The 13,237-nt window shown below is 58.8% G+C and carries 13 protein-coding genes; 5 read left to right on the top strand and 8 right to left on the bottom strand.

Features of this window, described 5'->3' with window-relative positions; translation table 11 throughout:
• Positions 1-115 precede the first annotated feature (115 nt).
• Positions 116-964 (bottom strand): 16S rRNA (cytidine(1402)-2'-O)-methyltransferase, encoded by an 849-nt coding sequence (gene rsmI / locus JDV76_RS03260; protein WP_198735456.1) that lies wholly within the window; start codon positions 962-964, stop codon positions 116-118.
• A 203-nt stretch (positions 965-1,167) separates the two neighbouring features.
• On the opposite strand from rsmI, the gene JDV76_RS03255 reads away from it, so the two are divergent.
• On the top strand, positions 1,168-2,685 hold the full coding sequence (locus JDV76_RS03255) for a dolichyl-phosphate-mannose--protein mannosyltransferase (protein ID WP_198735455.1): 1,518 nt from the start codon (positions 1,168-1,170) through the stop codon (positions 2,683-2,685).
• A gap of 40 nt (positions 2,686-2,725) precedes the next feature.
• Here the strand turns inward: JDV76_RS03255 and JDV76_RS03250 are convergent, their stop codons facing one another.
• The 4 genes from JDV76_RS03250 to galE form a co-directional block, all read right to left on the bottom strand.
• Entirely contained in the window at positions 2,726-3,970 is a 1,245-nt protein-coding gene (locus JDV76_RS03250; protein ID WP_198735454.1) for an alpha-amylase family protein, read from the bottom strand.
• 116 nt (positions 3,971-4,086) lie between these two features.
• Entirely contained in the window at positions 4,087-4,779 is a 693-nt protein-coding gene (locus JDV76_RS03245) for a zf-HC2 domain-containing protein (RefSeq protein WP_198735453.1), read from the bottom strand.
• The gene (locus JDV76_RS03240) at positions 4,776-5,180 is read right to left on the bottom strand and encodes a DoxX family protein (protein ID WP_198735452.1); all 405 of its coding nucleotides are present in this window, start codon (positions 5,178-5,180) and stop codon (positions 4,776-4,778) included. The genes JDV76_RS03245 and JDV76_RS03240 overlap by 4 nt, the downstream gene beginning before the upstream one ends.
• A gap of 55 nt (positions 5,181-5,235) precedes the next feature.
• A complete protein-coding gene (galE, locus tag JDV76_RS03235; RefSeq protein ID WP_198735451.1) occupies positions 5,236-6,243 on the bottom strand; it encodes a UDP-glucose 4-epimerase GalE in 1,008 nt (335 codons plus the stop codon).
• A gap of 441 nt (positions 6,244-6,684) precedes the next feature.
• Here galE and JDV76_RS03230 point away from each other — a divergent pair, with 441 nt between their 5' ends.
• From JDV76_RS03230 to JDV76_RS03215, 4 genes are all read left to right on the top strand, one after another.
• Positions 6,685-7,530 carry a mechanosensitive ion channel family protein gene (locus JDV76_RS03230; RefSeq protein ID WP_198735450.1) on the top strand — a complete coding sequence of 282 codons (846 nt, stop codon included), beginning with the start codon at positions 6,685-6,687 and terminating at the stop codon, positions 7,528-7,530.
• A gap of 864 nt (positions 7,531-8,394) precedes the next feature.
• The gene (locus JDV76_RS03225) at positions 8,395-9,012 is read left to right on the top strand and encodes a hypothetical protein (RefSeq protein WP_198735449.1); all 618 of its coding nucleotides are present in this window, start codon (positions 8,395-8,397) and stop codon (positions 9,010-9,012) included.
• 973 nt (positions 9,013-9,985) lie between these two features.
• Positions 9,986-10,309, top strand: coding sequence for a transposase (locus JDV76_RS13020; RefSeq protein ID WP_418884417.1), 324 nt, complete (start codon positions 9,986-9,988; stop codon positions 10,307-10,309).
• Positions 10,310-10,488: 179 nt separating this feature from the next.
• Positions 10,489-10,977, top strand: a complete 489-nt coding sequence (locus tag JDV76_RS03215) for a hypothetical protein (RefSeq protein WP_198735447.1) — start codon at positions 10,489-10,491, stop codon at positions 10,975-10,977.
• A gap of 296 nt (positions 10,978-11,273) precedes the next feature.
• Here JDV76_RS03215 and JDV76_RS03210 read toward each other — a convergent pair whose 3' ends face one another.
• The 3 genes from JDV76_RS03210 to JDV76_RS03200 form a co-directional block, all read right to left on the bottom strand.
• On the bottom strand, positions 11,274-11,555 hold the full coding sequence (locus JDV76_RS03210) for an AAA family ATPase (RefSeq protein ID WP_255520415.1): 282 nt from the start codon (positions 11,553-11,555) through the stop codon (positions 11,274-11,276).
• Between the two features lie 183 nt (positions 11,556-11,738).
• Complete coding sequence (locus tag JDV76_RS13015; RefSeq protein WP_198735445.1) at positions 11,739-11,852, bottom strand: ATP-binding cassette domain-containing protein; 114 nt, start codon at positions 11,850-11,852, stop codon at positions 11,739-11,741.
• Between the two features lie 62 nt (positions 11,853-11,914).
• On the bottom strand, positions 11,915-13,222 hold the full coding sequence (locus JDV76_RS03200) for an acyl-CoA thioester hydrolase/BAAT C-terminal domain-containing protein (RefSeq protein WP_198735444.1): 1,308 nt from the start codon (positions 13,220-13,222) through the stop codon (positions 11,915-11,917).
• Between the last annotated feature and the right edge of the window lie 15 nt (positions 13,223-13,237).

Genomic DNA, 13,237 nt, shown 5'->3' with positions numbered 1-13,237 from the left:
GCATTTTTTATCCCCTACTTAAGGAAAATGCGGGTTGAATCGCAGCTGTGCGTCTCCGTCATATCCCCTGACCAGAGTGGATGTCGGACCATTTACATAACAGATCAACAACAGTTCAGTCACGAAATGTAACAACGCCGTCGTAAATCTGTTTCTTGGATACCCCGTGCGCTGCGGCGAGTTCCGCGCAGACGGTCTTCAGACGCTCCCCCGCGGCTGCCCTGGCCGCCGCTTCCGTGATGAGATCGGAGACATCCTTGGTGACAGGTTGCGCACCCTCAATGACCACCGAGATCTCACCCCGAACACCTCCATCCGCCCAGTGGGCGAGCTCACCTAGGGTACCCCTCTTCACTTCTTCATAGGTCTTGGTGAGTTCCCTGCAGACTGCCGCACGGCGCTCCCCGCCGAGCACCGCAGCAGCGTCGGCGAGTGTCTGCGCCAGACGGTGCGGAGACTCGAAAAAACAGACCGCACGGCGTTCGGTCGCCAGCCCCTCCAACCAGGACACCCGCGCCCCGTGCTTGCGGGGTGCGAAACCATCGAAACAGAACCGACCCACGGGCAGACCCGACAGCGCCAGGGCCGTCGGCACAGCTGACGGGCCGGGGAAACAGGTCACGGGAATACCGGCGTCATGTGCCGCCTCAATAAGCGGAAACCCGGGATCCGAAACACCCGGCATTCCGGCGTCACTGACGATGACGACCGTACCTGTCCTGGCCACCTCGAGAAGCTGCTGCACTCGCCCAACCTCGTTGTGATCGAAATTCGAAACGATCCGGCCCCGTGGGCGGACGCCGAGAGCCGAGGCGAGCGTGGAGGTCCTCCGAGTGTCCTCCGCGGCGATGGCATCGGCGTATTCGAGGGCCGCGGCCAGACGCGGGGACGCGTCCGCAATATTCCCCAGCGGGGTGGCGGCAACGATCACGCCGGTGGGTAGTTGGCGGGGTTCGGACTGCATGAGCCAAGTGTCCCACATCCCCCGCCCCGTGCATCCACCACACCGGAAGAGACCACCTGTACTGTCGCACCCGCAGCACAACCAATAGACTCAGTCGGGTGACCGATGCACCCACCCCACCTTCTTCCGCCGGACCACGGACCGTGACGCCTTCGATCCCAAGGGCCAAGCACCGCTTTCAGCTCCCCCCACCCACGGGGCCGATGGCCCACCCATGGACCCGTACCGATACCTACACCTTCCTGGTCATCGGCCTGCTGGCGCTGATCACCCGCTTTTTCAAACTCACCTCAGCTACCGGCGACGGCACCCCGGTCTTCGATGAGAAGCACTACGTTCCCCAGGCATGGGACATGGTCCGCTCGGCCGGTAATCCGGTCACCGGCGGCATCGAAGCCAATCCCGGATACGGGCTCGTCGTCCACCCTCCGTTGGCGAAACAGCTCATCGCCTACGGCGAGATGCTTTTCGGGTACACCCCCATGGGGTGGCGATTGAGCACAGCGGTGTTCGGTGTCGCGACGGTCGTCCTCGTGATGGCGCTGACCCGACGGCTCACCGGTTCTCCCGTCGCAACGGCCGCAGCCGGGCTCCTCGCCGTCGTCGAGGGGGTACTGTTGGTGTCTTCCCGGTTCGGGATGCTGGATATCTTCCAGGCCTTCTTCGTCGTCGCCGCGGCGTACTGTCTCGCCAGGGACTTCGCCCAGGTCTGGGACAGCTACCACCGGGAGTGGACGAACGGAACGCTCCAGTCGATATCCTCCGCGTTCGGCCCCCGTGTCGGGTTCAGATGGTGGCGTTTCGGGTGCGGCGTCCTGCTCGGATTGACGCTCTCCATCAAGTGGTCCGGACTGTACTACATGGCCTTCTTCGGTGTTCTGACGGTGTGCCTGGACATCTGGCTCCGCCACCACTACCGCATCGCCCGCCCATTCTCGGGAATGCTCGTCCGCGACGCCATCCCGGCGTTCGCCTCAATCGTCGTCGTCCCGGTCCTCGTCTACGCCTGGAGCTGGCGCGCATGGTTCGCCTCAGAGACAGGGGTGTACCGGCACTCGGCCGTCAACGGCGACATCTCAGCGGACTCCCCGCTGGCCAAACTCCCCGACGCACTCGCCGGATGGCTCTATTACCATCACCGGGTCCTCGATTTCCACGCCTCGTTGACCACCTCCAGCGGCCACAGTCACCCCTGGGACTCGAAGCCCTGGTCCTGGCTGGCCGCCACCCGACCGATCCTCTACTACTCACAGACAGGTCTCAGCTGCGGCGACAATACGTGCCGGCGGATGGTCATTCTCTTCGGCAACCCAGCCGTCTGGTGGCTAACGGTCCCCGTTGTCCTGTGGGGTGTCTGGTGCCTGATCATCCGACGTGACCTCCGGTTCGCGATCCCGATCACCGGTTTCGCGGCGGGATGGCTCCCGTGGCTCGCCGCCTACGACCGGCAGATGTACTTCTTCTACGCCACTGCCATGGTGCCCTTCACGGTCATCCTCCTCGGGATCACTCTCGCCCAGATAGCTAACGCCGGGACACCAGTTAGGGCACGATTCCCCGAACTTCCCGTCCCCCGGGACCTCACCACGGGTGGTCTGGGTGTGATCTGCTATCTGGCGCTCACGGTCACCCTGTTCTTCTACTTCCTGCCGATTCTCTATGGATTCCGCATCACCGAGGCACATTTCGAGTCATTGATGTGGCTCCGCAGCTGGAAGTGACACTCATCACCGCCCACCCGGATGTGGGCGGGACCGTCCGTCACCGGCCGAAGTGGTAGATCTCTTCCCCATCGCGAGTGATCCGCACCGACGGCGACGGTTCCAGGGTGAGGGAGACCCGGAGCCGTTCGCCGCCCTCACCGACGCAGTCGTAGGTGTACGCAGTGTTCGACAACTCAACCGTTTCCACCCGGGCACGAACGAGCCAGGAGTGGTTACGGCGGACACTGATCAGATCGTGGTACAACCGGCGCAACCAGTCACCAGACTCCCCTAGGTCAGCCGGTGATGCCGGGAATGCCGGGCGGACCTCGTCGTCGCCGCCGATCCGCTCGTACTTCTCCCCCTCCATCCCGAACTCGTCACCGTAGTAGACCGCCGGGACGCCGCCAACGGTGAACAGAACGGCAGCTGCAACAGCCGCCTTCTCCGGGCCGACCTTCGTGGCGATCCGGGTCACGTCATGGTTCCCGATGAACGTGTAGGGCGGGAAGGTCTCCAGCATGTCGTTATGCCGCCGCAGGCTCCACTCGAGCTCGAAGAAGTTCGCGTCATTGAGTGAACTCCACGTCGCCTTCCACAGTTCATAGGCCGTGATCGAATCGACGCCGGATTGCTGCACATAGGCGGCGTAATCTCCGTGGATCATCTCCCCGTAGATGAACGCTTCCGGGAATTCTTCCCGCACGCGCGGCAGGACGGACCGCCAAAACTCTGCGGGAACCGCGTAGACCGCGTCCAGCCGCCATCCAGCGATCCCGCGACGCAGCCAGTGGAGCATCACCTCAGTAACCAGATCCGCGACCCGGGGATCACCGTGGTTGAACTCGACGAGCCCGTCGTGCCCCTCAAACGTCTCGGCGGACGCGGTTTCTCCATCGAAAGAAATCCGGAACATGCCGGCGAACTCGCCCTCCGGGCCCTCCGCGAGCGCCCGCTGAACCAGCGGATGCTCGCTACTGACGTGATTGAACACCCCGTCGAGAAGGATCCCCACCCCGCGATCCGCGGCTGCAACGATCAGGTCGTCGAAATCACCGTCATCCCCCAGCCGCGGGTCGATACGGTGGAAATCCAGGGTGTCGTAGCCGTGGGACGTCGACTCGAATACCGGCCCCAACTGGATGGCGTTGAATCCGAGTCCCACCGCGTAGTCGAGCCAGTCAATCAGGGCGGGCAACCGGTGGGTGAGTTCGCGTTCCTCAGGGCCGCACGGTCGCACCGGAGCCGCGGTGAACCCCATGGGATAGACGTGCCAGATGATGGCGTGATCGACGAAACTCATGATGTGCTCAGCTCCTGGGGAATCGAGTTCAGGTAAACGGGATCCGAAAACGTCGATCGGACCTGGCCCCAGTCTGCCACGACGGCCCCCTATGCTCACAGCTCCGCAGGAGGCGACTAATCGGGTCTCGCGGTCGCCGCGCGCCACGCCCGACCCATGGCCACCAGGCCGAAATCAGACAACCACGTCCACAGCAGAACCACGGCCGAGAGGAACAGCAAAACCAGTCCGAAGACATCGGAGCCGCTCGCGTACCCCAGCACCACGTCCCTGGTCGCGAACCCGAAGCTGAACGCCCACAGCGCCCCGTAGACCGGCACCATTCCCCCGACATTCCGCGGACGCCACGCCGCGAAGAACAGACCGAAAGCGAGCGCGAGCCGCACCGCCGCTGCGTCGACGAACAGCCCGGCGGTGACAGAGGTGTCGACGAGGGGATCAACCGGTGGCGCCGACACAGCCGCCGAGTCCCCGAGGAGCACGATCGCCCAGATGACATAGGCGATCCCGAGCCCGACGAGAACCACCCGGGACAGAGCCAGCCCGAACGCCCGGGTCGCGGCCCGGCGCCGGGCCTCAGGCTCAATACCCGCCAGAATCGTCTCCGACAGGTCCGGGGCAACCATCGACACCGAACCAGAGGCAGCGGACAGCTTCAACTGCCGGTTTAGTGCGGCCGCGGAGTCGAGGAACGCCCGACACTCCACGCATACTGCGACATGGGCATCAACGACGTCATCGGCGATACCCGTGGGCTCACCGTCCAGTCGGGCGGACAACGCCCGCTGGATCCCGGCGCAGTCGATCATCTGCTCAGGACCCCGTCGACGCTCGCGCGCCCCGGCCCGAACACCACGACCACCAGCAGAGCGGCGATGAGCACGACGACGTACTCGAAACCCCCGTCCGCGACGAACACCGTCGACCCGAGGTGGACGAAATAGAATGCGCAGGCCATCAGCAGTGCGAGCCCGGCAGCGGCGAACGTCGCAAGCAGGCCGACGACGAGCATCCCCCCACCGACGAGCTCCGCGAGCGCGGCGATCCACGCCGACAGCTTCGGCTGCGGCACCCCAGCCGCACTGAACTGTCCCGTGGTCTCGGTGATGCCGGTGAAGAAGAGCTTGTCCCATCCGTGGGCCACGAACACCAGCCCGAGGATGGCGCGAAACACCAGCAGCATGCCGTCCCTGACAACCGGTTTATCCATATCGACAGACTACCCGGTGGCACCAACCCGCACGGACCCAACGGTCCGGCGATCCTTAGAACTCTTTGAGGACACTCCCGCGGACCTCGAACCACTTCAGGGTGTCGGCGATCCCCTCGTCGATGGAGTGCTCCGCGACCCAGCCCAGTTCGTCCTTCGCCCGGCTGGACCGGGTGAACGCACCCGCGACATCGCCCGGGCGCGGTGGACCGGTGACCACCTCGAGCTTCTCACCGGAGACCCGGGAGAAGGCGTCAGCCAGCTCGAACACGGTGGTTCCGTCACCGGTACCGAGATTGATCACCCGGTAGGAGCTCTCGGTATCGGTACCTGGGACCACGTCGTCGAAGCGCTCCACGGCCCGGCAGTGCGCCTGGGCGAGGTCCCAGACGTGGATGTAGTCGCGGATTCCGGACCCGTCCCGGGTCGGCCACTCGACACCGGTCACGGTGAACGGCTTTCCCGCGTTCTTCGCCTCGATCATCTTGCCCATGGCGTGCGAGGGGAACTCCAACTGGAGCCCGGTGCGCATCTTCGGGTCGGCGCCGATCGGGTTGAAGTAACGCAGGGACAGAACCTTCAGGTCGGTGCCGTGGGCGATGTCCTGCAACATGCCCTCGACGTGGGCCTTCGTGCGTGCGTAGGGGCTCGTCGGTGCGATGTCGCAATCCTCGTCCACCGCGAAGTCCTCCCGAACCGCGTAGATCGACGCCGACGACGAGAAGATGATCCGCTGGCAGCCATTGGCGAGCAACGCATCAACGAGTTCGAGTGTGCCCTCGACGTTGTTGCGGTAGTACCTGATCGGCTCCGCAACGGACTCGGGAACGACGATCGACGCCGCACAGTGGATCGTTACCGCGATATCCGGATGTTCGGTGAAGATCCGGTCCACCACGGACCGATCCGCGATATCCCCCTCGTACACGGTGCGATCCGTGACGAACTCCCGCCGACCGGTGGAGAAGTTGTCCAGCACGATGACGTTGTGGCCGAGCTCCATCAACGCGGAGCCGACCGTCGATCCGATGAAGCCTGCACCGCCGGTGATGAGAATGTCCATGTGGGTTCCTTGCCTGGGTTCGTCTGTCGCGGGACCGGAGTGATCGCCGCCGCCCTCTGTCGACGGGTAACGGAACGGTCTCGTTTCCACCGAACCTATCACTGCCCAACCTCATTCAGGCGGGACACCGCCGGGAAACAGGAGGATTCACGGACATCCGCGTGATTCAGCTCGTGTGCAGCAGCGTCTCCGCCGCACCCCGTGCTGGCCGGGGCATCATCCCCTCCCCCGGACCGCCACCTCCACCCGGGCTCCCGTCACGGATTGCGGTCACCACCGGCCGCCCGGTCCGGCGGACCCCGCGGTCCTCCCACCGTCGTCACGCCCCGCGCGGAGCCCCTTTCCGTTGCCTGGCGGAGGCGCGGCGCGCCCCGTTACCCTGGCATCATCGGGACCATCCCTGCCCCGGCCCGTCCGACGACGCGAAGGAACCGCCGACAGATGCTCGAACTACCGCCGATCACCTGGCAAGCGGTGCTGCTCGGACTCACCGTGGCCGTGTGCGGCTATGTCCTCTCCCGAGTCATGAACTGGGCGACCTCCCGATTCCTGCACTGGCGGGGCCGCAGCGACTCCTCCCGCCGGGTGTTCGCAGGCCTGGTCCAGGCAGCAGTGATCGTCATCTCCCTCGGCGCGGCCCTGACCATCGTCTTCCCCAGCGTCAAACCCGTCGACATCCTCGGCGGAATCGGACTCTTCTCCCTGGCGATCGGTATCGCCTTCCAGACGGTGCTGGGCAACATGTTCGCCGGAATGGTCATCCTCGCCCGTGACCGATTCCGCGTCGGCGACCAGATATCGCTGAAGGATCACGCGGGAACAGTAGTGGAGATGCAGTTGTCCCACACCGCGATCCGCACCTTCGACGGCCGATTGGTCCTCATCCCAAACTCCGCACTGCACTCCGAGATCGTCACCGTGCAGACGGGCTTCGAGTACGTCCGCTCCACCGTCGCCTTCAATCTCACCCTCGGCACCGATCTCACCGCAGCCCGAGAGGTCGCGCTGAATGCCATCCGCGAACTGCCCAGCGTGCTCTCAGATCCACCGGCCCAGGCACTGTTCTCACAGGTAGACAGCACCGGAACAATACAACTGGACCTGAGATTCTGGACCAGCGCCCGACAACTCGACACCAAAGAAGCCCAAGACGCGGTGATCGAGCATGTCCTGGGCTCCTTCGCCGAGAACGGAATCACCATCGGGACACCGCCGTTGGTCGTCCAACTCACGGAGAGCCCGGGTACGGAGAACGAAGGACCGGAGAAACGGTCCGAACAACACTGAATCTGCACCACGCGGGAAAACCGGGTGCCGCAGCGCGCCCACGCACCGGGATCACACGGTGCGGGTCGTCGTGCGAACGCCCGGAGCGGTGACCTCTCGGAGACAGAAAAAGAGGCCGCCGACACCCGGGGAACTGGGTGCCGGCGGTTTCTCTTGTGGTGGAGTTCAGGGGGTACGTGTCGAACTCCATGCTTGCGGGGATCATTTGTTACTTGTTCTTACATTGGTAATATGAGTCATATTTTGACTTCTATAGCATTGCTTAGCTTTGCTACTGTCAGAAAACTATTGACTAGTACGATTTCTTTAACTACAATGCTCATGCATAATGTTCACAGAAACCAGCTCACCCAACCATGAAAAAACTGCTGAGAAGCGTCGCTTAAAGTATGTAACTGGACTGGTTCATATATCCCGCCTCTCGAAAGATATTTCTAGTTGAAATTTCGATCTGCTGATCGTTGTCTCATAGCCATCTATTTGGGGGTGAGACGAAGCCACATCCCACACCTATGTTCGATTAGCCAACGATCGCGACTTGCGACGATCAGCGTTCCGCACCACTCGGCTAGAGCAAGCACCAGCACCTTCCGCCTTTACGCCGATAGACATGTAACGATAGACCGGCATCTACTTCGGCAGGTATAAGCACGCACGCATAGACGACATTCATCTGCATCGCTGACCATTCCACAACCGGATGCTCGAGACTTGCAACTCCGAAAAATCTGTATTTTGAAATATCACCGTGATCTTCAACTTTTTTTAGTTGAGCCACTTCGTGACTAATCGAGCAATGCCATTTTCATAATCTCTCTCAAATAAAATCTTCGACCATTAGCACCAGAGAGGTAAAAAGAAACGATGCTTGAAGTGAAAAAGAATCGTTCAAAGAATACAGATAAAATCCCGAAGAATAACGAAAGGACAGCAAAACCTTGGTGGGAAAAGCTCCCAGTCAACCCGGCGATATCGTTATTGTCTGTTGCTGTCGCCGTCGTAGCTTTAGGAAACAGCGACTACAATCAGAAACACGCAATCGAAGTCGAACAGTTCAAAAATGCCAATCAAGCTTTTGTACTCAACACCATCAGCAACGATTTCAAGGTAACAGACACCGGCGAAATTGGAAGAGAAATCAAATCCTCATTCCACAACAACTCGTCGAATCCTGTGTTTAATGTGGTTCTTTCAGCTCCACATCCTTTAGAGGGAATCGTCATAAGTGCTAGTCAATATCACGAATTTTCCATTGGCGAGGACGGTAGTCTAAAAATTCCATTTCCAACCCTCCCGCCAGGAGAAGAAATCGAATACGTGAGAACTTACGACCAAAACCTATTTACTAAAGAACCTATTCGAGACTTTTTGAACGAAAATTTCTACTTTTGTTTCACAGACATCCAAGAACAACGATGGCTTGCAGACCACCGAGGTGCGCACCGAATCTCGGATCCAAATAACTGCAAACAGGACAAATGAGTATCTCCGCAGGTATACGTCGAATAATTGCCGGTTTCAAAATCCCAACAATCCCCGTTCGTCATAGAAGCTACCGCTAGCAGTTTCTTATCCCTTTCGGATTGCTCGATCGAGAGCCATAATCGCCTACCTCTAAATACTTGACTTCAGAATATTGGGTTGAAGCGACCGCTGCCTCAATCGGAATGACATACTATTTTTCATTTGGATTGAAATTTGAATTTCACCGTCCGGTTTAATACCCATAACCGAACCCTATTCGAGAGCTTACTTCTAGACTGTGACCTTTTGGCATTAATCTTTGCTTATGCTTCATCTGAATTGCGGAGAGTGTGTTGTTAAACTAATCTACACTGGTGTCGCTGGTTCACCTTGAAGTATCCGAAGGGATACAATGGGTTCCTTTTCTCGTCTTAGTATGACACTTGGTGCTAGTGAGCAGGGAAATGTGCCTACGAACACGCCAGTGCAGACAGATTCACCGAAACAAGTCGGCGGGGAAATCGGCCATTTTGCTCTGGAGAAGCGGTGGTTCGATGAGCTCTCGGAGGCTGATCGTCAGCTGATTCGTGCGCGCTATCAGTCTATGGGAATGCCCGAGAATCACGACTCGTTGAACAGTGGCTATAATTTCTCATCGTCCCAGACGACCACGTCGTGGCTCGTGGTCCTTGCTAACTGGTTTAAACCCAATAAACCCCGAAAAGCTGCTCTCATTTGGCGTATAGCAGAGAGGACATGAGAGGTTAAGGACAGCTTAGCCCCATCGCAAGGTGCGGATGCATTCTTCTCTCGCCATCTTGCTCTTAGCAGGCTATCAAAGACCTACTACTACTATTTCCGTGAAAATCCCATGTACCTCGAACTTTCTTTAGAAGCCGCACGATTGCAGATCGCAATGCAGTCATCCGCTGCAACAACGTGGAAACAGCAATTAGTTGCCCTGGTACGCAGAGGTCTGCTGCGCGAATAGGTGCCAACTAGTTTGGCTGGTCTTGGTGCTAGCTGGAAGGGAGTTGTTGGGCCTAAGCGATATCCGAAAGAGTTCCGCGATGACGTGGTGCGTGTTGCTGTGGCGCGTGATCCGGGGGTGACGTTGGTTCAGGTGGCCACGAATTTCGGGATTCATGTAGGCATCTTGGATACGTGGCTGCATCAAGAACGCCAAGGGGCCGGGGAACAAGAAGGTGTGTGCCGCTCAGAGTCACAGGAATTACGTGATTTGCTGCGTCGGAACCGGCCGCTGGAGCAAGAAAACGAGGTGTTGCGGCGGCGACAGCGTATTTGTCGCAGGTAAATCTACCGGGAAAAGGTACTTCCCGCTCGTGAAACAGCTGGCGTTAGAAGGGATTCCTGTGGTGTTGACGTGTCGGGCGTTGAAGCTGTGTTGAAGCTGTGCCGGGCCGAGTATTACCGGTGGTTGGCTCAGCCGGTCACCGCATCTGACAGGGGCGCGTGCAGGGCCGTGTGGCAGCTGTGCGTGCAGCTCACGCAAACGACCCGCAGGCCGGCTACCGGTATCTGCGTGATGAGGTTGAAGCAGCTGGGGTAGTGATGTGTGGGCGCACTGCCCTGGCGGTGATGTTCGGCTCATCAGCTGTGGTCTTCCTGTGGCAAGAAGCGGGGGAAACAACGCGAAGCGTCCCGGCCTGGCGGTCGATGGTGATCTCCTTGCTCATAGTGACGATCACGGCAGGACTTGCCACCGATTTCATCGGTGCTGCTTGTGGGGTGAACCTGGTGTGGGTCACTGATATCACCGAACACCTCACCGGGGAAGGGAAACTGTATTGTTGTGGGGTCAAGGACAGGTTTTCGTACAGGGTCGTCGGCTACTCGGCTGCACCTCATATGAGTTCTGGACTGGTTGTCATCGCTTTCAATACAGTGGTTGTTCGCCGTGAGATCAACAGGCGAAGCGTCACCGGTTGGGTTGTTCCTTTTTTGATGGTGGGTCGCAGTTGAGGTCTTGTAGATACCGTTAGATGTTTGGTCGTCGCGGTCTGAAGGGTTCAATGGGTGGAGTCGCGTCTGCGGGTGATAACGCAGTGATGGAGTTGTTTTTCTCGTTGCTGCAACGCAAGTGTCTTGAGCCTCAAGATATGGGCCAGCCACGAAGAGCTGACCGTTGCGGTCATGGCCTGGATCGAACACCGCTACCACCGGTGTGTCCGACAAAAACGCCTTGACCGGGTCACACCGATCGAGTGTGAAACGATCAACAGTAAATGCAGCCTTCCAGGCTGCATGGAATTGTCACCTCAACGTGCGGCAGACCCTTTGCCAGTCTCCAGGACGGTGACGGAGTCGCAAACTTGCTCAATCTCGCCTAGCAGATGGCTGGAAAGCAAGATTGTGGATCCAGACTCCCGAAGGGTCCTCATCAAACCTCTGGTTTCCGCAATCGCCTGCGGGTCCAGACCATTGACCGGCTCATCAAGAATCAGCAACTCGGGCTTGCCCAGGAGAGCAATTGCCATTCCGAGCCACTGCTTCATGCCGAGAGAGTATCGCGAGGCCTTATCTCCAGCTCGATTGGCCAATCAAACAAGTTCGAGGGTGCGCCCCCATTCAGCACCGCCCACACCGAAATATCCGGCAAAGAGGGCCAGATTTTGCCTTCCATTAAGGTGATTATAGAAGGCGGGCATTTCAATCAACCCACCCACATTGTGGGCAATCTGCCCGGCAGGCTGGCCGAATACATTAATGGTACCGGATGTGGGTCAAATCAGATTAAATCGGCACTTCATCAACGTAGTCTTACCGGCACCATTCCTATCCACTAGCCCATGGATGGCACCTTTTTCTACGGAGAAATCGAGGCCATCAAGCGCCACCGTTCCTGTCCGGTAGGTCTTACTCAGGCCATGACAGTCAACAACCTTTTCGATTGCTTCTCCTATCGCTTTTCAGTGATTAATGGCACACTCCACTGAGACAACTCTTCCTGAATTACTTGCCAAACCTTTTTGGCCGACTCGGCATTTGCCGAGGCTGAGCCGCCAAAATCAATGGAGAAAAATGAAGTGGGCTTGAGAATACACATTGGCGGCAAGGTGGGAAGAGCATAGGGGAACCCAACAAAGTGCCCAGCACCAGGCAAGCACTCAACCCTCAGACTGCCCGGCCAATCGGTATCCTTCAGCCTGCCAGCAATGCGGTCAGAGTATTCTTCAGACGGCCACAGCCCATCATCGTCCCCGAAAATCAAGGTAATGGGGCCCCTGCAGTTTTCCACCTGAATAGTTGACTTTTCGACAGCCTCGACCTTCTTATTTAGGTCTTTAAGGAAGCTGCGCTTCTGGCGCATGGGTCTTCTTCGAATGACGGCCGATAGCCACGAAATCATCATTCCAAATCCATTGCCACTAGGTACCCACTCGAGGGGTTCCCCATTTCGAACCCATGCGGGATCCTTGAATGAGTAATTCTCACCTATCCCAGCTTGTCTGGTGGACGATGGCGATAGGGCGATAGTCAATCCCACGTTGGCGTTATTTGCAGCCAACTCGAGCGCCAGCTCCGCGCCGCGAGACAGCCCAATCACGGCGATTTGGTCCCCCAGCACAAAATCGTCATTGACCATATGTTTTACGGCACAATCAATATCATTCAGGTCGACGTTGACCAAGTGCGGAGGACGATCCTCAATCCCGAACCACCTGAGGGCCAAAACGGAATAGCCTTCGGACGCGAGCAGTTTGGCGGCGCCAGCCAGGTCGACAGAGTCAGAACCGTGCAACAAAAGGACGCCTGGATGTGGCAAGTCATCGTTGGGATGGGCGAATGTGCCCGCAACAGGAGGCTCATGGACCTGACCACATTTAACGTCATCACCGAAATGCCTACGAAATTGGGTTGAAGCGATGACGCTATCACCGCGAAGTAGCTCAGAATGATACTCCAACTCGACAGGAAGGTTGCGGGTGAAAAATTTCGAATGATCAGGGCCCACCATTGACCACAACGGCCCCTCCCCATCGACACCCTGATATGTCGAGCCTTCAAGAGGGGCCATCTGAGACAGATCGACCTCACCGGCAGCATCTGCGTCGACAATGGCTATGGACTCCCACTCCCTAAGTGCGCCATCCATAACGTTAGTTCGAACGGTAACCCGTTCTCCAGGGACGAGACCTGCGGCCGCTATCTGAATTGGGCTATCTATTCGTGACCTCTCAGGAGTCACCTTTAAAACTGGACTCATAACTTTTTCCTCCGA

Source organism: Corynebacterium marambiense (genome assembly GCF_016342275.1).
Taxonomy (GTDB): Bacteria; Actinomycetota; Actinomycetes; order Mycobacteriales; family Mycobacteriaceae; genus Corynebacterium; species Corynebacterium marambiense.
This window is presented reverse-complemented; position numbering and strand designations above follow the sequence as displayed.

Excerpts from the sequence above, each read along its gene's own strand:
- galE (WP_198735451.1), bottom strand. The coding sequence starts at position 6,243 with ATGGACATTCTCATCACCGGCGGTGCAGGCTTCATCGGATCGACGGTC.
- JDV76_RS03225 (WP_198735449.1), top strand. The coding sequence starts at position 8,395 with ATGCTTGAAGTGAAAAAGAATCGTTCAAAGAATACAGATAAAATCCCG.
- JDV76_RS03230 (WP_198735450.1), top strand. The coding sequence starts at position 6,685 with ATGCTCGAACTACCGCCGATCACCTGGCAAGCGGTGCTGCTCGGACTC.
- JDV76_RS03250 (WP_198735454.1), bottom strand. The coding sequence starts at position 3,970 with ATGAGTTTCGTCGATCACGCCATCATCTGGCACGTCTATCCCATGGGG.
- JDV76_RS03200 (WP_198735444.1), bottom strand. The coding sequence starts at position 13,222 with ATGAGTCCAGTTTTAAAGGTGACTCCTGAGAGGTCACGAATAGATAGC.
- JDV76_RS03245 (WP_198735453.1), bottom strand. The coding sequence starts at position 4,779 with ATGATCGACTGCGCCGGGATCCAGCGGGCGTTGTCCGCCCGACTGGAC.
- JDV76_RS03255 (WP_198735455.1), top strand. The coding sequence starts at position 1,168 with ATGGCCCACCCATGGACCCGTACCGATACCTACACCTTCCTGGTCATC.
- JDV76_RS03240 (WP_198735452.1), bottom strand. The coding sequence starts at position 5,180 with ATGGATAAACCGGTTGTCAGGGACGGCATGCTGCTGGTGTTTCGCGCC.
- rsmI (WP_198735456.1), bottom strand. The coding sequence starts at position 964 with ATGCAGTCCGAACCCCGCCAACTACCCACCGGCGTGATCGTTGCCGCC.